21 protein-coding genes and 1 pseudogene are annotated in these 25,581 nt (G+C 57.6%); 8 read left to right on the top strand and 14 right to left on the bottom strand.

Annotated features, from left to right (window positions below):
• Positions 1-75: 75 nt before the first annotated feature.
• The gene (locus MARLIPOL_RS10280) at positions 76-1,401 is read right to left on the bottom strand and encodes a DEAD/DEAH box helicase (RefSeq protein ID WP_012138018.1); all 1,326 of its coding nucleotides are present in this window, start codon (positions 1,399-1,401) and stop codon (positions 76-78) included.
• Between the two features lie 351 nt (positions 1,402-1,752).
• Between MARLIPOL_RS10280 and MARLIPOL_RS10285 the strand changes: the two genes are divergently transcribed.
• Complete coding sequence (locus MARLIPOL_RS10285) at positions 1,753-2,598, top strand: TlpA disulfide reductase family protein (protein ID WP_012138020.1); 846 nt, start codon at positions 1,753-1,755, stop codon at positions 2,596-2,598.
• Here the strand turns inward: MARLIPOL_RS10285 and MARLIPOL_RS10290 are convergent.
• Positions 2,588-3,043, bottom strand: coding sequence for a DUF302 domain-containing protein (locus tag MARLIPOL_RS10290; protein ID WP_012138021.1), 456 nt, complete (start codon positions 3,041-3,043; stop codon positions 2,588-2,590). The two genes, MARLIPOL_RS10285 and MARLIPOL_RS10290, sit on opposite strands and share 11 nt — an antisense overlap.
• 141 nt (positions 3,044-3,184) lie before the next feature.
• Between MARLIPOL_RS10290 and mltF the strand changes: the two genes are divergently transcribed.
• Both mltF and MARLIPOL_RS10300 read left to right on the top strand, forming a co-directional pair.
• Positions 3,185-4,555 carry a membrane-bound lytic murein transglycosylase MltF gene (mltF, locus tag MARLIPOL_RS10295; protein WP_012138022.1) on the top strand — a complete coding sequence of 457 codons (1,371 nt, stop codon included), beginning with the start codon at positions 3,185-3,187 and terminating at the stop codon, positions 4,553-4,555.
• Positions 4,552-5,646, top strand: a complete 1,095-nt coding sequence (locus MARLIPOL_RS10300) for a transporter substrate-binding domain-containing protein (protein WP_228677607.1) — start codon at positions 4,552-4,554, stop codon at positions 5,644-5,646. Before mltF ends, MARLIPOL_RS10300 begins: the two co-directional genes overlap by 4 nt.
• A gap of 5 nt (positions 5,647-5,651) precedes the next feature.
• Here the strand turns inward: MARLIPOL_RS10300 and MARLIPOL_RS10305 are convergent, their stop codons facing one another.
• The 6 genes and pseudogenes from MARLIPOL_RS10305 to MARLIPOL_RS10330 form a co-directional block, all read right to left on the bottom strand.
• Positions 5,652-6,572, bottom strand: coding sequence for a lysophospholipid acyltransferase family protein (locus MARLIPOL_RS10305; protein WP_012138024.1), 921 nt, complete (start codon positions 6,570-6,572; stop codon positions 5,652-5,654).
• 105 nt (positions 6,573-6,677) lie between these two features.
• Positions 6,678-8,204, bottom strand: a complete 1,527-nt coding sequence (locus MARLIPOL_RS10310) for a flavin-containing monooxygenase (RefSeq protein ID WP_012138025.1) — start codon at positions 8,202-8,204, stop codon at positions 6,678-6,680.
• A gap of 156 nt (positions 8,205-8,360) precedes the next feature.
• Positions 8,361-8,714: a DUF1428 domain-containing protein gene (locus tag MARLIPOL_RS10315; protein ID WP_012138027.1), complete on the bottom strand. Its 354-nt coding sequence runs from the start codon at positions 8,712-8,714 to the stop codon at positions 8,361-8,363.
• A 36-nt stretch (positions 8,715-8,750) separates the two neighbouring features.
• Positions 8,751-9,110, bottom strand: coding sequence for a YciI family protein (locus tag MARLIPOL_RS10320; RefSeq protein WP_012138028.1), 360 nt, complete (start codon positions 9,108-9,110; stop codon positions 8,751-8,753).
• 67 nt (positions 9,111-9,177) lie between these two features.
• Positions 9,178-10,422 carry an RNA polymerase sigma factor gene (locus MARLIPOL_RS10325; RefSeq protein WP_012138030.1) on the bottom strand — a complete coding sequence of 415 codons (1,245 nt, stop codon included), beginning with the start codon at positions 10,420-10,422 and terminating at the stop codon, positions 9,178-9,180.
• A 129-nt stretch (positions 10,423-10,551) separates the two neighbouring features.
• A pseudogene (locus MARLIPOL_RS10330) lies at positions 10,552-11,589 on the bottom strand (NAD(P)H-dependent flavin oxidoreductase).
• Between the two features lie 116 nt (positions 11,590-11,705).
• On the opposite strand from MARLIPOL_RS10330, the gene MARLIPOL_RS10335 reads away from it, so the two are divergent.
• Both MARLIPOL_RS10335 and MARLIPOL_RS10340 read left to right on the top strand, forming a co-directional pair.
• Positions 11,706-12,737 (top strand): histone deacetylase family protein, encoded by a 1,032-nt coding sequence (locus MARLIPOL_RS10335; protein ID WP_012138033.1) that lies wholly within the window; start codon positions 11,706-11,708, stop codon positions 12,735-12,737.
• Positions 12,738-12,834: 97 nt separating this feature from the next.
• Positions 12,835-13,524, top strand: coding sequence for a transglutaminase-like domain-containing protein (locus MARLIPOL_RS10340; protein WP_012138034.1), 690 nt, complete (start codon positions 12,835-12,837; stop codon positions 13,522-13,524).
• On the opposite strand, the gene MARLIPOL_RS10345 is transcribed toward MARLIPOL_RS10340, so the two are convergent.
• Positions 13,521-14,273 carry a substrate-binding periplasmic protein gene (locus MARLIPOL_RS10345; protein WP_036191244.1) on the bottom strand — a complete coding sequence of 251 codons (753 nt, stop codon included), beginning with the start codon at positions 14,271-14,273 and terminating at the stop codon, positions 13,521-13,523. The two genes, MARLIPOL_RS10340 and MARLIPOL_RS10345, sit on opposite strands and share 4 nt — an antisense overlap.
• 99 nt (positions 14,274-14,372) lie before the next feature.
• Positions 14,373-15,953: an alkyl hydroperoxide reductase subunit F gene (ahpF, locus tag MARLIPOL_RS10350; protein WP_012138036.1), complete on the bottom strand. Its 1,581-nt coding sequence runs from the start codon at positions 15,951-15,953 to the stop codon at positions 14,373-14,375.
• Positions 15,954-16,285: 332 nt separating this feature from the next.
• Between ahpF and MARLIPOL_RS10355 the strand changes: the two genes are divergently transcribed.
• Entirely contained in the window at positions 16,286-17,197 is a 912-nt protein-coding gene (locus MARLIPOL_RS10355; RefSeq protein ID WP_012138037.1) for a metal-dependent hydrolase, read from the top strand.
• 120 nt (positions 17,198-17,317) lie between these two features.
• Positions 17,318-18,049 carry a DUF3581 domain-containing protein gene (locus MARLIPOL_RS10360; protein WP_012138038.1) on the top strand — a complete coding sequence of 244 codons (732 nt, stop codon included), beginning with the start codon at positions 17,318-17,320 and terminating at the stop codon, positions 18,047-18,049.
• Between the two features lie 40 nt (positions 18,050-18,089).
• On the opposite strand, the gene ahpC is transcribed toward MARLIPOL_RS10360, so the two are convergent.
• A complete protein-coding gene (ahpC, locus tag MARLIPOL_RS10365) occupies positions 18,090-18,653 on the bottom strand; it encodes an alkyl hydroperoxide reductase subunit C (protein WP_012138039.1) in 564 nt (187 codons plus the stop codon).
• 241 nt (positions 18,654-18,894) lie between these two features.
• Between ahpC and MARLIPOL_RS10370 the strand changes: the two genes are divergently transcribed.
• A complete protein-coding gene (locus MARLIPOL_RS10370) occupies positions 18,895-21,012 on the top strand; it encodes a PQQ-dependent sugar dehydrogenase (protein ID WP_012138040.1) in 2,118 nt (705 codons plus the stop codon).
• A gap of 24 nt (positions 21,013-21,036) precedes the next feature.
• Here the strand turns inward: MARLIPOL_RS10370 and MARLIPOL_RS10375 are convergent, their stop codons facing one another.
• The 3 genes from MARLIPOL_RS10375 to betB all read right to left on the bottom strand — a co-directional run bounded on the left by MARLIPOL_RS10375 (position 21,037) and on the right by betB (position 25,548).
• Positions 21,037-22,254, bottom strand: coding sequence for a transporter BCCT family protein (locus tag MARLIPOL_RS10375; protein WP_012138041.1), 1,218 nt, complete (start codon positions 22,252-22,254; stop codon positions 21,037-21,039).
• Between the two features lie 105 nt (positions 22,255-22,359).
• Positions 22,360-24,045, bottom strand: coding sequence for a choline dehydrogenase (betA, locus tag MARLIPOL_RS10380; RefSeq protein WP_012138042.1), 1,686 nt, complete (start codon positions 24,043-24,045; stop codon positions 22,360-22,362).
• A gap of 27 nt (positions 24,046-24,072) precedes the next feature.
• Entirely contained in the window at positions 24,073-25,548 is a 1,476-nt protein-coding gene (betB, locus tag MARLIPOL_RS10385; protein WP_012138043.1) for a betaine-aldehyde dehydrogenase, read from the bottom strand.
• Positions 25,549-25,581: the final 33 nt, after the last annotated feature.

Genomic DNA, 25,581 nt, shown 5'->3' on the forward strand with positions numbered 1-25,581 from the left:
GGTCTGTGAGATTCCGGTAGGGTGCGTTCTCCTGTGCGGGGCCCTCGGGCCCCGCTTTTTTTGGAGAGCGCTGGATCAGGCGCTTTCGCGCTGCGGGGAACGTCTCGCCTGACCACCGTTTCCACCCTGACTACGGCCACCGCTGCGACCACCCGGCTTACCACCGAAGCTACGAGAATTACCGCCCGGTTTGCCGTTGCCACCACCGTTACCATTCCGGTTACGAGCACGGCTCGGATCGGCCTTGGCTTTCGGTTTCAGGGGCAGGTTGTTCGTCGGCTCAAACCCTTCCACGCTCTTGCGCGGCAGCTGTTTCTTGATCAACCTTTCGATACCCGCCAGCATTTTGCCTTCATCAGCACTTACCAGAGACAGCGCATGGCCACTTTCGCCCGCACGACCGGTACGGCCGATGCGATGCACATAATCTTCCGGCACGTTGGGCAGCTCGAAGTTCACCACCTGAGGCAACTGCTTGATATCGAGACCACGAGCCGCAATATCCGTAGCCACCAGTACGCGCACATCACCCTGCTTGAAATCGGCCAGGGCACGGGTACGGGCACCCTGTGACTTGTTGCCGTGGATGGCGGCAGCGGTAATGCCATCCCGCTCCAGTTTCTGCGTCAAGCGGTTGGCGCCGTGCTTGGTACGGGTAAAGACCAGCACCTGTTCCCAGCCGTTGTCCCGAACCAACTTACTCAATAGTGCGGTCTTCTGGCTCTGGTCCACTGGATAGATGGATTGTTTCACCTTTTCCGCTGTGGTGTTGCGCGCAGCCACTTCTACCTGAACCGGGTTATCCAGCAGGCCCTGGGCAAGGGTGCGGATCTCGTTGGAGAAGGTCGCAGAGAACAACAGGTTCTGGCGCTTGGCCGGCAACAGCGCAAGAATCTTGCGGATGTCACGGATGAAGCCCATATCCAGCATACGGTCGGCTTCGTCCAGCACCAGGATTTCAACTTCGTCAAAACGCACGGCGTTCTGCTGGTACAGATCCATCAGCCGGCCCGGTGTGGCCACCAGCACGTCCAGACCCTTGCGCAGCTTCATCATCTGCGGATTGATTTTTACACCACCGAAGACCACGGCAGCCTTGGTGGGAATGTATTTACTGTACAGATTCACGCTGTCGTGAACCTGTGCGGCCAGTTCACGGGTCGGAGCCAGAATCAGGGCGCGAGGGCCTTTACCCGTGCGCGGGTTTTCAGCCAGGCGCTGCAACAGCGGCAAGGTGAAACCGGCGGTCTTGCCGGTACCGGTCTGAGCCGCAGCCATCACGTCCTTGCCGGACAAAACCGCAGGAATCGCCTGGGCCTGGATGGGGGACGGGGTTTCATAACCCTGATCGGAAGTGGCACGAACCAGCTGCTCGGACAAACCGAGTGAAGAAAAACTCATATTGGATCAACTCTTGATTATTCTGCCTCCACGAACACCGTTCGCGGCGAATGCGGGCAGATGCCATGAAAATTCATGGAATATAAAGACGACTACAGTCACGCGCCGTTAACGGGGTGACGTCCTCTGACAGGTCGTATCGGATGGGTCGCAAAGCGGCATTAAGCCGGAAACTGCGGAAATCCTTAGAGGCAGGATGCAGGCACGGTAACAGAGGCCCCGATAAATAGCTATAGGTGCTTTTCAGTAGCAGGCTTTTTATTATTCGGCTAAAAGACGGAACTCCCGTATACATCACTGGTCACTATCCGCCGTGCTGCGATGTAAAATCACCCTGATCACGGAGAAGTCATGCTCAGTGTAGGCGTTGGCCCCTTCAGCCTCTCTTCCGGACATCTGTTGCTGATTCTGGCTTTTATTGTTGCCTTGATTGCAGGAGCGTTAGCAGGCCGTAAGGAAAAACTGCCGGTATCCGGCACCCTCGCCGATATTTTTCTCACTGCCGTGATAGGTGCACGAGTCGGCTTTGTGGTCCGTTACTTTGAACACTATCAAGGCGATTGGCTGGGCATTATCGACATTCGTGACGGCGGTTTCGACCCGTTCTCCGGCCTGATGGCCGCATCTGTTTTCATTGCCTACCTGCTATGGCGGCGTACCCAAATACGTCGTCCACTGGGGATCGCCCTGGCCTCGGGCCTGATGGTCTGGGGCTTCACCACTGGCACGATCGCCTTGATCAACAACCAGACCCGGGGATTACCCGACGTTGAATTGACCGACCTGGACGAGCAACCGATCAGACTCGATTTGCTTACCCGGGGGAAGCCCACGGTGGTAAATCTCTGGGCCACCTGGTGCCCGCCCTGCATTCGCGAAATGCCGGTACTGGAGGAAGCACAGAGCCGCTATCCGGGCGTCAACTTTGTCTTTGCCAACCAGGGCGAACATCCCGAGACTATCCGCCGGTTTCTCAACGAACAAAGCCTGAATCTTGAGTACGTGCTGAGTGACCGCCGGGGTGGTTTTGGTCGCGCCACAGGCAGTCAGGGCCTGCCTACGACCCTGTTCTACAGCGCCGAGGGAAACCTGGTAGACAGCCACATGGGCGAACTGTCCCGCGCCAGCCTGGCCCGGGGCCTTGAACGATTCGATATCGACCATCCTGATCAGCCGGTCGATAACACTACTCAGTAGCTGCATTGGCAAAGCCTGCCAACGCGCCCTTCACTTTTTCGATGACTGCATCACAGCCTTCAATACCGTGGCGGGATTTCAGGTATTCCGGGTCGTTGTAGCCCAACCAGGTGTTGCCACTGCTATCTTCCCAGATCAGTGCTTTCTGGGGCAGATCAATGGCCACGCTCCGGGCACACTGCATCAGTGGGGTACCGACTTTGGGATTGCCGAATATCACCACTTCCGTGGGCGGCAGCTCAAGCCCCGCCTTTTCTGCGCCTTGCTGATGGTTGATACGGGCCATGACTGTCATGCCCTTATCCTTCAGCACTGACTCGAGCTTGTCTGCCGTTGCATGCACACCATGCCTGCTTTTGACTTTGACCATGCCATCGGCGGCCTGCACCGATACGGATAAGCCCAGTAGTACCACGGCGAACACTCGTCCAAGTACAAAACGCATCGTCATCCCCTCTAATCAGGCCAAACATGGACCAAGCATAGGTTATCCATCCACACCTTGCCCGCTTCAAGGAAATCAGAGTGATACAGTTGGGTTACGGATTCGTAACACGACAAACAATGCACAATAAAGAGGCCTTCGATGAATCCAACGCTAAAATACGCCTTGTCTGCCTGCATCCTTACCACCCTCGCAGGCTGTGGTCAGAGCGACAGCAACGACGCAAAGCCAGCGAAACAGCTGGCACCACCAGAAGAAACCGGCGTGCTTGAAGTCGCCACCCGCAATGGTTCTACCACCTATTATCTGGATCGCCACGAAAATCCCATCGGCCCCGAACACAGTCTGATCACCCGCTTTGCCGGGAGCAAAGGCTGGCAGGTGCAATGGACCATGCATGATTCCACCGCTGAGGTGCTCAAGGCCCTGGAATCCGGAGCCACACATATTGCCGCAGCGGGCCTGACACACCTGCCCTCACGAACAGAACGTTTTACCCAAGGGCCCGCCCACACAGAAATCACTGAACAGCTGGTGTGTCACCGGGAGATGCGCCCGCTTCCCCGCAAACCCGAGGCGTTGACTGGCGTCGGCATTACGGTGACGGCGGATTCAAGCTACGTGGAAACTCTGAACAGCCTTGCTGCAAAACATGAGGGCATCAAATTCAACGAAGATGACGGTCGAACCACCGAAATATTGCTGTCCGCAGTAGCCGAGCAATCCCTCGACTGCACCGTGGCCGACTCCAATATCGTTCAGGTGATGCGCCGGCACTTCCCGCACCTGGAAGTCGCCATGAACCTGACTTCCGGCAAGAATCTGGGATGGTATCTTCCAGCCGGAGCCGAGGATCTGGCGGGCCAGGCCCGTGAGTGGATGAACAGCACCGCCGGCGACGAGGCGATTGGTTATATGGAAAACCAGTACTACGCCTACATTGGCGAATTTGATTTCGTCGACCTGAGAGCACTGAACCGCCGCCTTGAAGAGCGGCTCCCGAAATTCGTTAAACACTTCTCCGAAGCGGAAGCCACCACCGGAATGCCCGCTGACCTGCTGGCGGCGCTGTCGTACCAGGAATCTCACTGGGATCCCACCGCTGTGTCTCCTACCGGGGTCCGTGGCATCATGATGCTGACTCAGAACACCGCGCAATCCCTGGGCGTCACCGACCGCCTTGATCCGGTGGCAGCCATTGATGGCGGTGCCCGTTACCTGGCTGATCGTCACCGCCGATTGCCGGATACCATTCCCGAACCTGACCGCACCTTCCTGGCCCTCGCCAGCTACAATATCGGTCGCGGCCATCTGCTGGACGCCCGCCAACTGGCGCGGGATCTGGGCAAAAATCCGGACTCCTGGGACGACATGAAAGAAGTTCTGCCGCTGAAAGCGGACAAGCGATATTACCCTCAGACCCGATACGGGTATGCCCGTGGATATGAACCCGTGCACTATGTGCAAAGAATCCGTAACTACCGCGATGTCATCAGCTCGAAGTTCGAATGACACGCAATCGACTGGAGAGTTTGATGAATACCTGGAATCGCCTTTTTGCCCTCGTTGTGCTGATGCTGGCCGCTACCCAGCTTTCAGCACAAACAGAACCGCTAAAGGTTGGGCTCACGCCGGTCCCACCGTTCGTGGTCGAGGCAGAAAACGGTGAATGGGAAGGCATCAGTGTTGATCTGTGGCGACAGGTGGCAGAGGGTATAGGCCGCGAATTCACGCTGGTACCACTGTCCTTCCAAGAGATGCTCGCCAACGTGGAGAGTGGCGACATTGACGTCGCCATTGGCGCCCTGACCATGACCGCCGAACGGGAGGCTAAATTCGATTTTACCCACCCGTTCTTCCAGACAGGCTTGTCGATCGCAGTGCCGCCAGCTCCTGAACAAGGATTATGGGCGAGCCTTCGGGCCTTGGTGAGCTGGCAATTTGTCAGCGTCATCATTGCCCTTGGCGCCCTGCTTCTGGGTGTGGGGTTTGTATTGTGGCTGTTCGAACGGAAGCGAAATCCGGAGCAGTTTGGCGGTGATGCGATTAAAGGTATCGGCGCAAGCTTCTGGTGGGCCGCGGTGACCATGACTACGGTTGGCTATGGCGACAAGGCGCCGGTTTCCTTCGCCGGACGTGCAATCGCATTGGCGTGGATGTTTGCCGGACTGATCATGGTGGCGAGCTTTACCGCAGCCATCACGTCGTCACTGACAGTCAGCAACCTTCAGCATCAGATACAGGGACCGGAAGACCTCGTCAGTGCCAATGTGGCAACGATCGCAGGCACCGCCAGCGAAGCCTTCCTGCGTGACGAACGCATAAGGCACCAACTGTATCCCGATCTGACAACGGCAATGATGTCAGTCGCGGAAGGTGAAACTGACGCCGTCGTTTATGACCGTGCTCTGCTGCAATACCGCAATCTGCAACTGGGCAAAAAGAGACTGACACTTCTCCCGGATATTTTCCAGCAACAGCTATACGGCTTTGCCCTGCCATCCGGCAGCCCAATACGGGGACAAGTGTCGGAACAAATGCTGGCGGTTACCGAAGCTGCAAACTGGCAGGACACACTGCGGCGTTACCTGGGCCGGAAATAGGCGCTCTAATATATCCTCGGGGCACCCTCTGGCCGGCTCTTGAACCGTTTGTGCAACCAAAGGTACTGATCCGGAAACTCTCGAATCGTGGATTCTATAAAGCGGTTCCAGGTTTCGGCATCGCGGACCTTATCCTGGCCAAAGTCTTCCTGAATGGGTGAAAACTCCACGCGGTAACGGCCATCGGCCAGTCGCAAGTGACTGACGCAGATTACAGCGGCACCGGATTCCCGTGCAATATAACTGGGGGAGGTGATACAACCGGCATCCACACCAAAGAATGGAACAAACAGTTCGGTCTTGCGGCCGAAATCCTGGTCACAGGCAAACCACACCTGGCCGCCTTCTTTCAGGAACTGCATCATCCGCGGCAGCTGGCGCTTGGAAAACGGGCGAATATTGAAGTGACGGCGCCGGCCTTTTTCGATCATGCGATCGATGACGGGGTTGTTGTTGGGGCGGTACATGTACCCGGGCTTGTCCAGTTTGCAGGCAATCAGCGGCAGGGCGAAGTCAAAAATGCTGTAGTGGGCGCCAATCAGCAGCACACCCCGATTTTTCGCCTTTGCTTCCTCCAGATGCTCCAACCCGACCACTTCGGTCGTATCGTAGTAATCGGACATATCCCGCCACCAGGCGTGGGTACTTTCCAGGAAGCCTCGGGTACAGGCGATAAAATTATCCTGCACCAGTTGTTCCCGATCATTTTCGGCCAACTCGGGCAGGCAGGCGGCGAGGTTGGTGTGTGCCACCCTGGAGCGGGATTTCAGCTTGCGCTCCAGAAAACACCCCAGCCGACGGCCAACACGTTGTTTGGCCGACATTGGCAGAAGCGACAGCAGGTACAGGGTGAAGACAATCAGCCAGGAGGGCCAGTAAACCGGATGCCACAGAGGGGTGTTTTTCTTTCTGGCCGATTTCGACATACATCATTAGCCTTTACTGCAAGTAACAAGGCCAGAGAGCCTGACATATTCTTGCACGCACTAATAGATGTATTAGGTAACCGGGCCCGCGGGCCCGGTGGACCTTTATGAGCCGAACAGCGCCGAACGCAGCGGCTTGAGGAACCCGGCAGAACCCTCTGCCGCCTCACGGGAACGCTTGCCATCGAACTCCAGGTAACCGTCCTCAATGGGCTCGAAACGCAGGATCTTTACGTCCTCCAGATAATTCTGTGACCCCTTCCATGGGCCATGAGTACCCTGCTTCGGCAAGCGGTCCTCTGCACGCTTGATGTAGCCGGAACTGAGTGCCCCCAGAATGGTATCTTCACCCAGGCTGTTCTCGGTATCCCGCGGAACCACCACGCGACTGCCCTTCTTGTCCATGTGGTTGATCAGGCGGCACAGGTATTCGCTGGCAATGTCCGCCTTCAGGGTCCAGGAGATGTTGGTGTAGCCAAAGATCATGGCGGCGTTGGGTACGCCTTCCACCAGTACGTTCTTGTAGATGATCTTGTCCTTCATCACCACCTGCTCGCCGTCCACCGCCGGCTCAATACCACCCAGCATCTGAATGTCCAGGCCCGTGGCCGGAATGATGATGTCGGCTTCAAGCTCTTCGCCGGATTTCAGGCGGATGCCGGTTTCGGTGAAACGCTCGATGTGGTCGGTGGCGATGGAGGCCTTGCCCGACTTCAGCGATTTGAACAGATCGCCATCCTTGACCACACACAGACGCTGGTCCCACGGGTTGTAGTCCGGGGTGAAGTGGCGCATATCCGCCTTACCGTTGACCTGCTGTTTGATGATGCTCAGGAACAGCCGGCGCATGGCCTTCGGGCTCTTGCGTGAACGCTCGTACAGCAGGCGCGCAATGGAGATATTGCGGGCGCGGGTAATTTTGTAGGCAAGCTTGGCGGGCAGCACTTTCTGCAGGCCCAGGGTGACCTTATCTGTGGACGGCAATGGCATCAGGTAGGTAGGCGAGCGCTGCAGCATGGTGACGTGCGCAGCCTTCTCAGCCATAGTCGGAACCAGGGTAATGGCGGTAGCACCGCTACCGATCACCACGACTTTCTTGCCGGCATAGTCCAGGTTCTCGGGCCAGTGCTGGGGATGAACCACCTGCCCTTTGAAATCTTCCTCGCCAGGGAAATCGGGTTTATAGCCCTTGTCGTAATTGTAATAACCGGTACAACCCACCAGGAAACTGGCCGTAAACGTTTCGATCTCACCGCCCTCTTCCCGCTGAGCGGTCACGGTCCAACACTTGTCGGCACTGGACCAGTCTGCGGTTTTCACCGCCAGGCCGTACTGAATGTGCTTGTCGACGCCGTTTTCCTCAGCGGTCTCTTTGACATAATTCTTGATGGAGGCGCCATCCGCCAGCACCTTGCCGCCCGTCCACGGGCGAAAGTTGTAGCCGAAGGTAAACATGTCGGAGTCGGAGCGGATGCCCGGGTAGCGGAACAAATCCCAGGTACCGCCAAGAGATTGCCGGCGCTCCAGGATGGCGAAAGACTTGCCCGGGCATTCGCGCTTGAGGTGGCATGCCATACCAATGCCGGAAACGCCGGCGCCGATAATCAGTACATCAAAATGTTGTTGGCTCATGGTAGCGGTCTCGCTCCTGGTAAATTCTTTCTGGCCCTCTCCTTTGAACTATGGGTTCGGGCCAACCATGATCCAACGTTAGCGGCTTACGGCAACCGGGGAATTGGCCAATCTCCCGGTTGCCGAGTGTTCAGCGGGCCAGTCAGGGGCCCGTGCTTACTCGTCCACCTCCATCTGGAAGCCACCGTAAATCAGCCGCTTGCCGTCGAAAGGCATGGGGTTGACGTCGGCCTGCAGGCGCGGATCTTCCATCACCTTTGGCATCGCAGTATTACGCAACGCCTTCGACGGCCAGGTGATCCAGGAAAACACCACCGTCTCATCAGGCTGACACTTCACGGCCATGGGAAAGGACGTAACCTTGCCCTCGGGTACATCATCGCCCCAGCACTCCACCAGGCTCAGGGCCCCATGTTCCTTGAACACCACGGCGGCGTCCCGGGCGTGCTGGATGTATTTCTCCTTGTTGGCGGTTGGCACTGCGGCCAAAAAACCATCCACGTACGTCATATTCAATCCTCCTGCCTGATTGTCTACTGGCGCCATTCAGTCCTTGGGCGGCAGATCCCGCACCGGGCGGACCTCAACACTGCCCAGGCGCGCTGGCGGAATATGGCTCGCCAGCTGCAGCGCCTCGTTCAGATCCCGGGCTTCCAACAGATAGAACCCCGCCAGCTGCTCTTTGGTTTCAGCGAAGGGACCATCCGACATCAGAACCTCGCCATCCCTGACTCTCAGCGTGGTGGCACTGTCCACCGGCTGGAGTGCCTGGCCGGCCAGGAACTTGCCCTTGTCAGCCAGATTCTCCACACAACGAATACACTCCTGATTCAGGTCATGCCATTGCTGCTCAGTCATGTCATTGATGGTTTGTTCCCGGTAGTAAACCAATGCCACGTATTTCATCGGTACTCTCCTTTATCGTGTCCCGTATCCTTGTCGTTCATCGATCAGTCATTTCGACATCGAATGGCTATCTTTTTCGTCCGTCGCTCTGGGCCAACCGGGCCAACTGCTTCTCGAGAAAACGCTTTTCCTGGGCCTGGCTCGCCAATGACAGTGCACGCTCATAGGCAACCCGGGCTTGTTCCCGGCGCCCGGAGCGTCGGTGTAGATCAGCCAGGGCGGCATGAAACAGGTGATAGTTCTGAATGGCTTTGTGAGAAGACTGCCCCTCCAGCAGAGCCACGCCGGCATCCGGCCCCTCGAGCATTGCCACCGCCACAGCCCGGTTCAGGGCAACGACCGGTGTAGGTGAACGTTGATAGAGCAAATCATAGAGACCCGCGATGTCGTGCCAGTCCGTCTCCTCAAAAGACGGTGCATCCGCGTGGGCAGCGGCAATCGCGGCCTGAAGCGTGTACGCGCCGGCCGGTGCCTGCCCCAGTGCCCGCATCAGCCACGCCTTGCCCACGTGGATTTCTTCCCTGTTCCACAGCGTCCGGTCCTGGTCTTCCAGGGTCACCAACTCACCGTCCTCATCCACCCGGGCTTCCTTGCGGGCGTCCTGCAAGCGCATCAGGGCAATCAACCCTGATACATCGCCGTCCGGAAGCAATGTTGCAAGCAACTCCGCAAGGCGAATGGCCTCAGCAGTGAGGCTGGCGTCAATCAACCCCTCCCCCTCGGTGCGGGCATAGCCTTCATTAAACATCAGATAGATGACGTGCAGAACGGCCCCGAGACGCTCCGCAAGGAGCTTGTCGTCGGGGACTTCGTAGGGAATGCCCGCCTCGCGGATCTTGCGCTTGGCGCGGACAATTTTCTGGGCCAGCGTGGTGGGTTTCTGCAGCAGTGCCCGCGCCACCTGCTCCGTGGTGAGTCCGCACACCTCCCGGAGCGTCAGCGCCAATTGCGATTCCGTTGCCAGCGCAGGGTGACAACAGGTAAAGATCAGCCGCAACTGGTCATCCTGCAGGGAGGATTCCGCCAGGTCCGGGGTGTCGGACACGTCTGCGGCGCGGGCCAGCTCATCGGCGTGAAAACGCACGGTCTGTCGCCGTCGAATCTGGTCGATGCCCCGGTTCTGGCCACAACGAATCAACCAGGCCAGAGGATTATCCGGCGCTCCCTGGTCCGGCCACTGTTGGGCGGCGGCTGCAAAGGCGTCCTGCAGCGCCTCCTCTGCCAGGTCAAACTCCCCCAGCAAACGGATCAGTGTCGCCAGCACCTGCCTGGAGTGCTGACGGTAAACAGTTTCCAGATCCAGAGCATCCATCTCATTGATCCAATAGCTGACGATAAAATTATCGAATAGTGTCGTACATCTTTTGGCAGACTGTCGTGCGTTGATTCATTAAATCGACATTACGAACTGTGGTCAGGGACATGTCGGCAACGAGCCCGGTCATAATCCCTCAGTCAGTTGGCGAACCAGATCGGCGGCTGGCACTTCCCGGCAACCCGAGGCATTTTGCCCGGACCACAAAGGAGAAAAATCACCGGAGCCATTTGCCTCCGCCTTTGCTCGCAAGGGCGCAATAGCTCATGTTGCCAGGGGAAACTCAGGAGCATCCCCGGACATCGGGCCAAGCTCTCGCATCACCCGGTTCATGATGCCCCGAGCGGGCCCGCCAGAGAACAGATTGGTCAGTGCGGTGTGACGGGCTTGCGGGCTTTTCAGTGCGGCCCGGTGAATCGACCGCGTGGTGGCTTCAGGGCACAACAGGAACGCCGTGCCCAACTGGACACCGGCGGCCCCCAGATCCATCGCCGCGCGGATGCCTTTGGCATCAACAATCCCGCCGGCAGCAATAACCGGGCAGCGAACCGCCTGGATAACCTGGGGCAGCAGCGCAAACGTACCCATCTGGGTGGACAAGTCCCGGGTCAGGAAGATCCCCCGATGACCGCCAGCCTCCAGCCCCTGGGCAATAATCGAATCCACCCCACGTTCATCCAGCCAGACCGCTTCTTCAACCGTGGTTGCGGTGGAAATGACTTTGGCGCCGGTGGCTTTTACCCGGTTCAGCAAGGTGTCATCCGGTAACCCGAAATGAAAGCTGACCACCGCCGGGGTATAAGCCTCCACCAGCTCGGCCGCGTCTTCGTTAAACGGCGTGCGGCCACCGCCCGCGGGAATACTCTCCGCATCGATACCGTATTCCAGATAGTATGGCGCAAGAGCTTCCCGCCAGGCCCGTTCCCGGGCATGGTCCGGCCCGGGCGGCTGGTGGGCGAAAAAGTTCACATTGAAGGGTTTGTTGGTGCCTGATGCCAGCGTTTCCAGCTCGGCTCGCAAGTCATCGGCACCCAGCATGGCGGAGGGCAGCGAACCCAGGCCACCGGCATTGGACACCGCCAGGGCCAGCTCCGCGCCCTGAACCCCCGCCATCGGCGCTTGAATGATGGGTAACTCAATTCCCAGAAGTGTTGTCAGTGTCATATCCCTTATTTCCCTCTCCCTGAAACTTTCCCAGACTGCCACAATGTCCGAAATTGAGCCACGGCATTGCTTGTGTCAAAGTGACCTGAGTTCATTAGCGCGGAAACTGCCCAGCCATGAAAACCGTGTTCTCTCCCCTCCATGCCCGCCGTACTGTCAAAACCGAATTGGATGGCGGCCTGCTGATCGAACCCCATGAGAAACCCTCACGGGCGGAAACCATCCTGGCGCGGGTCAGGAATCAGGCGCTGGGGGAGGTTCTGGAACCGGAAGAGTTTGGCCTTGAGCCCATCAAAAGGGTACACACGGCTGATTACGTGTCCTTTCTGGAAACCTGCTGGGACGAGTGGGTCGCCGCCGGCAAACCCGGCGAAGCCATTCCCGCCGTGTGGGCCGGTCGCGGCATGCGCCACCGTCTGCCCAAGGACATCGATGGCCGCCTGGGCTATTACAGCTTCGCGGCGGAAACCTCCATTACCGAGGGCACCTGGGACGCCGCCCGAGCCTCCGCCAATGTGGCCCTGACCGCCCAGAAACTGGTGGCCGGAGGCGAGCGCGCGGTTTTCGCCCTCTGCCGCCCACCGGGTCATCACGCTCACGCGGACCTGTTCGGTGGCTACTGCTTTTTCAACAACGCAGCCATTACAGCGCAAGCCTTCCGGGACCAGGGCTACCAGCGGGTCGCCATCCTTGATGTGGATTTCCATCACGGCAACGGCACCCAAGCCATCTTCTACAACCGCAGTGACGTGCTGACCATCAGCCTGCATGGCGACCCGGACCTGGTATTTCCCCACTTCCTCGGCTTTGAGGACGAGATCGGCGAGGGCGACGGGGAAGGCTACAACCTGAACCTTGTCTACCCGCCCAATACTCCTTACAGCACCTGGAGCCAGGGCCTGGAAACCGCCTGCCGGCAGATCGAAGCTTTCCGGCCAACGGCTCTGGTGGTTGCCCTGGGCGTGGACACCTTCGAGGAAGACCCGATCTCCTTCTTCAAGCTCACCTCGGGTGACTACCTCACTCTCGGCAAACGCATCGAGCAACTGGGCCTGCCAACGGTGTTTACCATGGAAGGCGGTTACGATGTGGAAGCTATCGGAGTGAACGCGGTGAATGTAATGCAGGGTTTCGAAGGCAAGGAATGATAGAAAAAGGCAATGTCATTGTCGGAAAAGGCCATTGTCAGTAGCTTGCTAATTAGAGACGATCAGGTCTTAATACCCCAAAATCGGATGGATCATTATGGAACGCTATCTCCAGCCTACCGCTTTCTTCAATTATGACCAGCCTGAGCTGAAGGCCTGGATCGCGGATCAGCTAGAGGGTGTGCCGGATGATCCCGTCGAACAGGCAAAGACACTTTATCTCGCGGTACGGGACTCCGTGAGCTACAACCCTTACGTGTTCCAGACGAACCCGAAGACTTTCAGTGCCAGTTACGCCCTTGAAAGCGGTGAGACCTACTGTATTCCCAAGGCAGTGCTGCTGGGCGCGGCGGCCCGTTCCGTTGGTATTCCCAGCCGACTGGGGCTGGCGGATGTGCGTAATCATCTATCCAGCCAGAAGCTGATCGATTACCTGCAGTCGGATATTTTTCGCATGCACGGTTTCATCGAGCTCTACTTGAACGGGAAGTGGGTAAAGGCAACTCCGGCATTCAATGCCAGGCTGTGCGAGCTGATGAGCGTGGAACCACTGGAATTCGATGGCGTCCACGATTCCATCTTCCAGGAGTACACCGAATCCGGCGACGCCCACATGGAATACGTCAACGATCACGGGGTGTTCGATGACGTCCCCCACGAATTTATCGTCGATGGCATCAAGGCAGCCTACGGTCATCTCTTTTCAGCGAATGACGTTGAGAAGAGTTTCCAGGGCAGCCTCGAGACAGATGTCAGTTCGACAACGTCCGCAACCGGAGCTGACTAGGAATCAGGGTCGACACCCGGCTCATCGTCATCAAACTCCACATACAGGGGCCCGGCAATGTCCTGGTAAACACCGTCGCGCTTGAGCTTCTTCAATTCCCGCGACAGTTGGGTTAAAAAAGACCGATTGCGCTCGGTGTTGTGGCAAGTCAGGCGATCAAAGCTTTCCAGAAGGGGGTGATCCGGCGAATAACTGAGCCTGTCCAGATAAGGCCTGATATCCGGAATCGCACCGATAACCGCCTCAAAACGCCCGTACTCCAGCATTGACACATTCAGGGCATCGTTTCTGGACCAGACAACATCCAAATGATGATTCTCAAGAAAAGGGTGAAGGAAGTGTTCCTGGCCGCTGACCACTCCAACCCGTTTATTTTCAAGGGCACTCACGCTTACCATCGGGGGACTGTTCTTGAGGGTAAACAGAAAGAAACTGAATTTCCCTAGAGGGAAGCTAAAGATAAGCTCATCCTGCCCGAATGTTTGCGCTAACGCTTCGGTTGAAGAATAAATACAGTCCACCTCTCCCTGCTCAAAAACGAGTAGCGCCCGCCTGATTGGATAGAAAGATTCGTTCACTTCGACATCCTGGTTCTCAAGGGCCCGGGCGATAATTTTCTGGTATACCCCGTCACCGGCTTCGGTCGTCAGGTGAGAGAGGCCAGGGACGGCTATACGAATACGGTCCCCTTCCGAAGCACCAGCACTAGCGCAAAACACCCACAATATCGGGAGTAGAAAAACCCTCATGGAACTGCCTCTGATCAAAACCGGTTTCCCATAACGATAACAGGCATCGGGTGACTCCGATGCCTGTTTTGTTCAAACCAGAAGATCAGACCATTGAGCTTAGGCAGCCTGATCGTCCTCAGCCGAGTTACGGATCAGGAAGTCAAAGGCACTCAGTGCCGCCTTGGAGCCTTCACCCATCGAAATCACGATCTGCTTATAAGGTACCGTGGTGGCATCGCCAGCCGCAAACACACCGGGAATGGACGTTTCGTTGCGGTCGTTGATGATGAGTTCCCCGTGCTGGCTCAACTCGATATCGCCTTTCAGCCACTCGGTGTTGGGCACCAGGCCGATCTGCACGAACACGCCTTCCAGCGACACGTGATGACTCTCACCAGTGTTGCGGTCGGTGTACTGCAGACCGTTAACCTTGCCGTTCTCACCGGTGATTTCGGTGGTCTGGCCAGAGGTGATGATTTCCACATTCTTCAGGCTGCGCAGTTTCTTCTGCAGCACCTCGTCCGCCCGCATTTCGGCGCCAAACTCGATCAGCGTGACGTGACCGACAATGCCCGCCAGGTCGATGGCCGCTTCCACGCCGGAGTTACCGCCACCAATGACTGCCACGCGCTTGCCCTTGAACAGCGGGCCGTCGCAGTGCGGACAGTAAGCCACGCCCTTGTTGCGATACTCTTCCTCACCCGGGACACCCAGTTGGCGCCAGCGGGCACCGGTGGACAGAATCACTGTGCGGGATTTCAGCGAAGCGCCATTGGCCAGGCGCACCTCATGCAGACCACCTCGCTGGCTGGCCGGAATCAGCTTCTCGGCGCGCTGCATGTTCATGATGTCCACGTCGTATTCGGTGACGTGCTGCTCCATGGCGCTGACCAGTTTCGGGCCTTCGGTATAAGGCACGGAAATCAGGTTCTCAATGCCCATGGTATCGGCAACCTGGCCACCAAAACGCTCGGCGGCAATGCCAGTGGCAATGCCCTTGCGGGCAGCGTAGATAGCTGCAGCCGAACCGGCCGGGCCACCACCGATGATCAGTACTTCAAAGGCGTCTTTGCTGTTAATCTTTTCCGCTTCACGGGCGTCGGAGTTGGTGTCCAGTTTGGCCACGATCTCTTCCAGCGTCATCCGGCCCTGGCCAAAGGTTTCGCCATTCAGGTAAACGCTCGGTACCGCCATGACTTCGCGCTTCTCGACTTCCTCCTGGAACAGCGCACCATCGATGGACGTGTGCTTGATCTTCGGGTTCAGCACACTCATCAGGTTGATCGCCTGCACCACATCCGGGCAATTCTGACAGGACAGGGAAAAATAGGTCTCGAACTCAAACTCGCCGTCCAGGGCCTGAATCTGCTCGATCACGTCCTGAGACGCCTTGGACGGATGGCCGCCCACCTGGAGCAGTGCCAGCACCAGCGAGGTGAACTCATGTCCCATGGGAATGCCGGCGAAACGAACACCAATATCCGTACCTACACGATTGATGGCAAATGAAGGGCGACGCACATCCGGATCTTCCTCAGTGCGCAGGCTGATCTTCTCAGACATCGGCTCCAGCTCTTCGAGGAGCTCACGCAGCTCCTGGGACTTGGGGCCGTCGTCGTAGGCAGCAACCAACTCAATCGGCTGCTGCAGTTTGTCCATGTAGGCTTTCAACTGTTCCTTGATATTGGCATCCAACATGTAACGCGTCCTCTTTATAAACTTCGTGAGACTGAATGTACGAACTCGGAATGAAGTACGAATCGAATATGTGAGAAAGATACGGATTGAGCATATAAAGCTCAAATTAATTGATCCAAACCTTTCAATAGGACGGACCTATATACAATCTCAGGATTGCTGTCCGCCGGCCATAAAACCTGCCCATCAGGTCTTGATCCTGTCCCTATCAGGCAACTCACCGTCCTGTTGTCCCCCTGCCAACCTCGCTTTCGGCTTGCTACTTTAAAAGGCTGAATACAGAGAGGTTTGCCCGCCGGTTTATCTCCCGATCCCGTAGCCGGAGAACACAAATGAAGGCCAAATCACGTCATAACATACAGCCACGACACGTTCAGTTTGATTTCAGTGACACGCCCTTGTATTGGCTCAGGGATGATGCGTTTTCCACCCACATGATCAACGGTATTCATTTATTACTGCCAGAGGGTGAGCTCTGGTTCTGCCGCGTCTACAACAAGGCTTTACCACTGGTCACGGATGACAACCTCCGAGCCGACGTGCAAGGATTTATTCGCCAGGAGGCGATCCATTCCCGCGCCCACAGCAAAGCCCAGGACTACCTGAGAGAACACGGGTTAAGCTTTGACGAATACCACCGACGGGTAAGCTGGCTATTCCAGTCCCTGCTGGGCGAACAACCCCTCGGTCTCAAGAGCCTGGACCGCAAGAAATGGCGCAAACAATGGCTGGTCCTGCGGGTTGGTCTCATCGCCGCTATCGAGCATTTCACCGGTGTGCTCGGCCAATGGGCGATGGACAATACCAGTTGGGAACAAAGCGGCGATCCCGCCATGGTGGACCTGTTCAAGTGGCATCTCGCTGAGGAAGTGGAGCATCGAACGGTGGCCTTCGACCTGTTTGAGCACCTCTGCAAGACGCAGCTGGGCTTTTACATCAGCCGACAGGCGTTAATGGCCTTGGTGTTTCCACTCTTCCTGTATTTCATAGCCGAAGGTGGGCGCACACTGTACCGCCAGGATCCATCCCCCAAAGTAAAACGCTTTGGTCGTATGGGCATGCTCAATATTTTCAGAGAGCTTGAGCGCGTCGGGAAGGATACCGGCAATGTGCCCACGTTCTCGTTTCTGGTCAGGGCCACGTTCCGCTGGCTTGCACCTGATTTCCACCCCGTTCATGAAGGGGATACCCAGCAGGCACTGGATTACCTTGCCCGCTCCCCGGCAGCAAATCACGTCAGCTGAAAGGTAAACCCCCGGAAAACCGGGGCTTGACCAATAGCGAATACCCAACGGCAGCTTGTCAGCGTATCGTGTACCAAGGACACCGAATAACCACTCTCTGGTACTCAGAATAGGCAACGCATGTTTCTAGATCGTTTCCACTCCGTCCGAGACGGGCACGTACATATCTCCGCCCTGCAGGCCAGTCAGTTCGCCAAAGAGATCGCGGGAGATTTCAACCCCATTCATGATCCGGATGCCCGCCGCTTCTGCGTTCCCGGGGACCTGCTCTTCGCCATCATTCTGGCCCGTTTCGGGCTCTCGGAAAACATGACGTTCAGATTTCGTAGTCTGCTGGGTGCAGACGTGCCATTAGGGTTTGTGGAGACCGAGAGCGGCATTAACGTTTGCGATGACGCCGGCAAGGTCTATATCGAAGTGACTCGCAGTGGCGCCCGCACCGAGGACCAGCAGCTGATCGAGGATATTACCCGCGCCTACGTGGCCGCCTCCGGCAAGAACTTCCCCCATACCCTGAAACCGTTGATGGAATCGAACGGGGTAATGTTCAATCCCGATCGCCCGATGGTCATGTACGAGAGCATGAGCCTGGCCCTGAACAACCTGGATCTGCCGTCGCCGGACCTCGAACTGAGTAACGCAACGCTGGATGCGGCCGGAAAGCGTGGCAACGTTCTGCTGGAGTACCAGCTGACCGCAGACGGCAAGGCCGTGGGCGAAGTTACCAAGCATCTTATACTGAGCGGCCTGCGGCCTTACTGCCCGGATGCCATGGCCGGCGTCATCGAGGAGTTCTATCGCCTCAAGGCCCGTGGCACTGCGGTTCCCCCAGACACAAAAAACCCCGGATAATCCGGGGTTTTCTGCTCTTTAGCTACTCTCGGGGAGGAGCTTAGATCTTGCCAACCAGGTCCAGGGAAGGAGCCAGAGTCGCTTCACCTTCTTTCCACTTGGCTGGGCAAACTTCGCCCGGGTTGTTGCGAACGTACTGGGCAGCTTTTACCTTGCGCAGCAGGTCGTCGGCGTCACGGCCAATACCTTCAGCAGTGATTTCCACCGCCTGGATAATGCCATCCGGATCGATCAGGAAGGTAGCGCGATCCGCCAGGCCCTGACCTTCACGCATTACACCGAAGTTGTTGGTGATGGTGCCAGTCTGGTCGCCAACCATGAAGTAGTTGATCTTACCGATGGTCTCGGAAGCGTCGTGCCATGCCTTATGGGTGAAGTGGGTGTCAGTAGACACAGAGAACACTTCCACGCCCAGCTTCTGCAGCTCTTCGTACTTGTCTGCGACGTCACCCAGTTCGGTCGGGCAAACAAAAGTGAAGTCAGCCGGATAGAAGAAAAAGACAGACCACTTACCTTTTACATCAGCTTCGGAGATTTCAACAAACTCGCCCTGTTTGAAGGCGGTGGCGTTGAACGGTTTGATCTCGCTGTTAACAATACCCATATAAACTCACTCCCGATTGTTTGATTCAAGGATTGATGAATGAAAGGCGCCTAGACTAATGAATTCAGGCGCCAAGGCAAAATTGATAATTTCCAAACCAGAGATAGGCTGTACCTATTTATCATGGAGGAGAGGCGAAGCCTTCGTCCACCGCTCTTTATGGAGACGGAACTGGGAAATTCAATCGTTCAGAGCTCCACGGATGGACTATTATTAGGGGTCTGAAGGGAGGACAGGGCTCATGCAACGATGTCTTCTGCTACTCATATGCCTGATAGTTACCGCCTGCGGTGGGGGCTCGGGAAACAGCTCCGGCGGAGAGACCCTCGGTCTAGCCGAACGCCCCAGCAACACTGAATGCCTGGCCTTTGAGGGCTCAGGCGAGGTTCAACTGACTCCGATAGCAACGTCCTTCAGCTTCAATTCGCCGTTGCTGATGCTCCCCCATCCCAGCCAGAGCGGAATTTTCTACGTGGTTGAGCAGGGCGGAGTCATCTATCGCCTTGACCTGACCACCGACAACCGGACCCAGCTGGCAGACCTGTCCGAAACCTACTCACTCAGCACCTGCGGCGAGTGTGGGCTGCTGGGCATGGCGTTTGATCCGGCCTTTTCCACCAACGGTTTTCTGTATCTGTCATTCACTGAAGACACCAATACCGGCATGACCTCATTCGTCGCCCGCTTCGAGTCCGCCGACAATGGCCAGAGCCTGCGCCAGGATACCAACGGTGCCCTGCTTCGCAACAATCTGCTGGAGCAGCCACAGCCCTTCAGTAACCACAATGGCGGCCATATCACCTTCGGCCCTGACGGCCTGCTGTATGTTGGGCTCGGCGACGGTGGCAGCGCCAACGACCCCGGCAACCGGGCCCAGAACCTGTCCACCCGGCTGGGCAAGATCCTCAGGCTCAACCCCGATGGCAGTCCAGCCAGCAACGGTATTTCAGGCGCGCTACCGGAGATCTATGCCTACGGTCTGCGCAACCCCTGGCGATACAGCTTCGATCGCTTAACGGGGGATCTGTGGGCCGGCGATGTCGGCCAGAACCGGTTCGAAGAAATCAGCCGGATCACCCTCGGCGGCAACTATGGCTGGCGCTGCTACGAAGGCTTTGAACGCACCAGCAACAGCTGCGGGGACTCCCCCTCTGGCCCGTTCATCGATCCGATAGCGGCCTATGGCCATAATGAAGGCGTTTCCGTCACCGGTGGCTATGTCTACCGCGGCAACAACATGCCTGCCATGCAGGGTGACTACCTGTTCTCCGATTTCGGATCAGGCACCCTCTGGGCACTGACCGAACAGCCAGACGGCAGCTTCAAGCGTCGCACCCTGCTGGAGACCGGTCGCAACGTCGCTTCCTTCGCGGAGGATACCGCCGGCGAACTGTACCTGGTGACTTTCTCCGGCCTGTTCCGCATTGATCCGGTGGCTGTCGAGACCGAACTGCCACAGCAGTTGTCCGACACCGGCTGCGTCCAGGCCAACGCGCCCTGGCAGCCGGCAGACGGGCTGATTCCCTACACCGTTATTGAGCCGTTCTGGTCCGACGGTGCCGATAAAACCCGCTACCTGGCACTGCCGAACGGCACGAATATTACGGTCGATGACAGTGGGGATCTCAACCTGCCCAGGGGCTCCGTACTGGTGAAAAACTTCCTGCTGGGCCAGAACCTGATTGAAACCCGGTTGTTCCTGCATAACGCCGATGGCAGCTGGTCCGGGTACAGCTACCAATGGGACGACGCCGGGTCCGACGCCGAGCTGGTCGACGGCAGTCAGGAGGTGGATGTCGGTGGCCAGACCTGGCACTACCCTTCGGCCGGCGAATGCAGTCTTTGCCACACCGCCGCTGCGGGCTTCAGTCTCGGCCTGGAAACTTCGCAACTGAACAGGGACTTCACCTACCCGCAAACCGGCATCACCGCCAATCAGCTGGCAACCCTGGCCGGCATCGGGGTATTGAGTGAACCACCAACACCAGCCCAAAGGGATCAGCGCCTGAGCCGGAGCACCGACGACAGCGAATCCATCACCAGCCGCGCGCGCAGCTACCTGCACAGTAACTGCAGCCATTGCCACCGTCCGGGCGGCACCACCCAGAGCTCCATGGATCTCAGGTTCACAACAGCTCTGGCAGACACCGGCACTTGCGGAACGCCCCCAGCTAACACCGATTTGGGAAGGCCGGGCGCACAATTGCTGACACCCGGGGATGCAGACAACTCACTGCTGTACCTGAGAATGACCGCAGAGCAAGAATTCCGCATGCCACCGATCAGCATCCTTCAGCCGGACACCGAAGGTGCCCAGCTGATCGCTGACTGGATCAATGAGCTGGCCAGCTGCAATTGATCCACACCCGCCCCGCAGACCGGGTTAACTGGCTAGTTCAATCTTGCGGAAGTCGAGAATGTTCTCTTTCGGTGATGCTTCAATCGCCATTACATCCGCCCGCTTCTTCGCCAGGATGTAGGCAAAGCAGGCGAAATACAGCGCAATGACCAGAGCTCCCACCCACTGAATCCTCAGGAAATCCAGCTGGAACAACATGGTCAGGCCCACCATCGCCAGGAAGTTGAACACCACATAGTTCGCCCTGCCGAGGCGCCGGGCGGTCATGTTCAGGTTATCGGTGTAGAGTCGGATCAACGAATCCAGCGAGTTCACCACCATCAGCACACCCACGGTAATCATCGCCAGGTTGGTGAACGCCGCAATCTGCAGGCCCTCGGCGTGATAATGGTAAAGAACCGAGAACCACACACCGATGGCGATGGACGGCACCACCAGCATGGCAATCAACAGCTGCCAGGTACGAATTCCGCTGACGAAACGGGCGGTGAACTGGCCGATCATGATGCTCCAGGCGAACCACCAGAACAGGTAAAACTCGTGGTAGTCATTGATCGGCAAGACAAACTGGTGGATGTTGGCGAAGTACTCACCCAGCATCCCGGCTGTGCCGAGGAAATCCGCAGGGGAGCCCGCACCCAGCACAAACGCCCGGAACCACATACCGCAAATCAGGGCAATGAATAAAAGACTGGAGCCCAGGCTGAGAATACGCACGTACTTGATCTTCGAGCTGGAATAGACCGCCAGGCCGATCGCGGCAAACACAATAAAGTAGAACGCCGGCACCACGGACTCACCGTCCCCGAGCTGGGGCAGGTACCACGGCAGGTTTACCAGCAGCAGGTAGGCGGTGAAGGCACAGGTGCCAATGATCACCACGTTGTTGACGACCTTGACCAGCGGGATCTCGAAAAACTGCACCCGCGGTTCAATGATCGCGAAATAGAAGCAGGTCAGGAAATAGAAGCCCCAGATCAGGAAGGCCCAGAAGCCAAATTCAATCGCCAGCGGATTGGCGAAGCCGTACTCCGGACTCGCCGAGAGATCGCCATAGCCGCCGAATTCGGTCAGCGGGAACATGATCAGCCCCACATCCAGCCCGGAGGTAAACAGGATGGCGATAAAGGTGAACGTGCGAACCGGCGTGACGCCGATGCACTTGATATCCCACCACTTGTACAGAATCAGGGCTATGGCGGCGAAAGTGAAAAGCAGCCCCGCAGATAACCAGAGTGTCATGCGTTACACCTCCGGTTGTTATTCAATTTTTTAGTGAACAGCATGAATGTTCCTCCTCTACTTTGAAGCTGTTGCTCGTTCGAATCGGATACAGAAAAGGTGGGGTCAGATCAGCGCCCGCTTAGCCTCTCCCGGTCGCTGCCGCCCCTGCCACTGGTCATCCATCACCACAGGCGCGTCAGAAGGTTGCAGGGGCTCCTTGCCCCGGATCAGATCGGCTGCCCGCTCGGCCACCATGATGGTGGGCGCGTTCAGATTGCCGTTGGGTATGGTCGGGAAGATGGAAGAATCCACCACCCGCAGGTTGTTTATGCCGCGAACCCGGGTGTGCGGGTCCACCACCGCCAGTTCGTCGGTGCCCATCTTGCAGGAGCATGACGGGTGATAGGCGCTTTCCACGGCCTGACGGACAAAGGCGTCGATCTGCTCATCGCTCTGCACATCGATTCCGGGTTGGATCTCGGCGCCGCGGTATTCGTCCATCGCCGGCTGGCTAATGATTTCCCGGGTCAGGCGCACGCAGTCACGGAAGCCTTCACGGTCAGCTTCATGTTCCAGATAATTAAAGCGAATGGTCGGTGCCTGCTTTGGATCCGCCGACTGCACACGCACATAGCCACGACTTTTCGGTTTGTTGTGGCCGATATGGAGCTGAAAGCCGTCACCATCAAACGCTTCTTTACCGTCGTAGCGCATGGCCGCCGGCAGGAAATGGTATTGCAGGTCCGGCCACTCGACCCCCGCCTTGGAACGGATAAAGCCGCAGGATTCAAAGTGATTGGTAGCGCCCAGACCGTCCTTGCGCAGAATCCAGCGCACACCGATCTTCAGCTTGTTCCACCAGTCCAGTTTGCCGTTGAGGGAGACCGGCTTTTTGCAGCGGAACTGAAAATAAAATTCCAGATGATCCTGAAGATTCTCGCCCACGCCCGGCAGTTCGTGCTGCACCTCGATGCCTGCGCTTTCCAGCACTTCGCGCTTGCCGATACCAGAGAGCTGCAGCAAATGGGGCGAGCCGATGGAGCCGGCGGACAGAATCACTTCCTCGGCGGCTTTCGCTTCATGGATCTTGCCGCCCTGCTCATAACGCACGCCGGTAGCGGTTTTGCCCTCCAGCAATACCTTGTGCACCAGCGCATGGGTCACCACCGTCAGGTTCGGGCGCTCCATGGCCGGACGCAGATAAGCATTGGCGGTGGACCAGCGACGGCCGTTCTTCACGGTCATGTGCATGGCGCCGAACCCTTCCTGCTGGGCGCCGTTGTAATCCCCGGTCTCGAAATAGCCGGCATCCGAGCCTGCCTTGATGAAAGCCTCATAGAGCGGGTTCTGCATGTTGTTGCCGTTATTCACGCCCAGCGGGCCCTTGTCGCCCCGGTAGTCATTACTACCGAACGCCCAGGTTTCCGCTTTCTTGAAGTAAGGCAGTACCTGCCGGTAATTCCAGCCTTCCGCGCCCTCGGATTCCCACTCATCGAAATCCCGCGCGTGGCCACGGACATAAACCATGCCGTTGATGGAAGACGAACCGCCCAGCACCTTACCCCGCGGGCAGTGCATGCGGCGATTATCCAGGAACGACTCCGGCTCGGACTCAAACTGCCAGGCGTACTTTTTGGTGTTCATGGGAATGGACAGGGCCGTGGGCATCTGGATAAAGATGCTCTTGTCGCTGCCGCCGGTTTCCAGCAGCAGCACCCTGTGGCGCGCGTCCTCGGTAAGCCGGTTGGCCAGTACGCAACCGGCGGAACCCGCGCCCACAATGATGCAGTCGTATCGGTTTTCTGTCATATGCGTTCTCCTCTGTGGCCTGCGGGCTTAAAACGGCGCGTCGATGTCTTCCATCCCCACATACACCGACTTGATCTGGGTGTAGTGAGAAATGGTCTCGCGCCCATTTTCGCGGCCGATGCCGGAGAGTTTGTAGCCACCGACCGGCATTTCCGCCGGGGAAGCTCCGTAGCTGTTGATCCAGCAGATACCGGCCTGGATCTGGTGAATCACCCGGTGAGCGCGGCGGATGTCGTTGGTGAACACGCCAGCGGCCAGACCGGTATCGGTGTTGTTGGCCCGGGCAATCACTTCGTCTTCCGCAGAGAAAGTGAGTACTGACATCACCGGCCCGAAGATCTCTTCTTTCACAATAGTCATGTCATCGGTGCATTCGGTGAAGATGGTCGGCTCCACGAAATAGCCGCCTTTGGAATCCTCTGGATCAAACGCGCGGCCGCCGTGGCTCAGGGTGGCGCCTTCGGCAAGCCCTGTGGCGATGTAACCCAGTACCAGATCCCGGTGTTTGGCGGAGATCAGGGCACCGAAGTTGGTGTCGGGGTTCATTGGATCACCGGCTTTGATGTTCTTGCGGGTGCGTTCCAGCAGTCGCTCCATAAAGCGTGGGTAGATATCTTCATGGACAAATACCCGGGTACCGTTGGTGCAAATCTCGCCCTGGGTGTAGAAGTTACCCACCATCGCGGCCGAGACGGCGTTCTCCAGATCCGCGTCGTCAAAGATGATCAACGGGGACTTTCCGCCCAGTTCCATGGTCACGTCCTTGAGGGACGATGCCGCAGCCGCCATCACCTTCTTGCCGGTCCCCACTTCGCCCGTGAACGACACCTTGGCGATCTCGGGATGATGGGTCAGCCACTGGCCGACGTCCGCCGCACCCTGTACGACATTGAACACGCCGGCCGGCACACCCGCTTCGATAAAGATTTCCGCCAGCTTGACCGCGCCCATCGGAGTTTCCTCCGACGGTTTGAAGATCATCGCGTTACCGCAAGCCAGCGCGGGTGCGGATTTCCAGCAGGCAATCTGGATTGGGTAGTTCCAGGCACCGATACCGGCACAGATACCCAACGGCTCGCGGCGGGTGTAATAGAAGTCACCGCCCAGATCCTGCTGGTTGCCCTCGATGGAGGGCGCCAGCCCGGCAAAGAATTCGATGGCGTCGGTGCCGGTGACCACATCCACTGCTTCTGCTTCCTGCCAGGGCTTGCCGGTGTCCTTCACTTCCACAGCCGCCAGCTCGTCGTTGCGCTCACGGAGCAGCGCCACGGCCTTCAGCAGAATCCGGCTGCGCTCAATGGCCGTCATCGCGGACCACTCGGAAAAACCCGCACGGGAACTTTCGATGGCAGCCTGCTGAACCGACTCATCGGCCACTTCCACCTCATAAATCACCTGGCCGGAAGCCGGGTTCACGACTGGAAAGGTTTCTCCGGTGCTGTTGGCCAGGAAACGCCCATGCACGAAATTTTGGACAGCGGGAACAGATGCGGATGCAGACATATCAGTGGGTAACCTCAGTTCAGTGTCTTCAGG

Origin of the sequence: Marinobacter lipolyticus SM19 (assembly GCF_000397065.2) — a bacterium.
Classification (GTDB): domain Bacteria; phylum Pseudomonadota; class Gammaproteobacteria; order Pseudomonadales; family Oleiphilaceae; genus Marinobacter; species Marinobacter lipolyticus.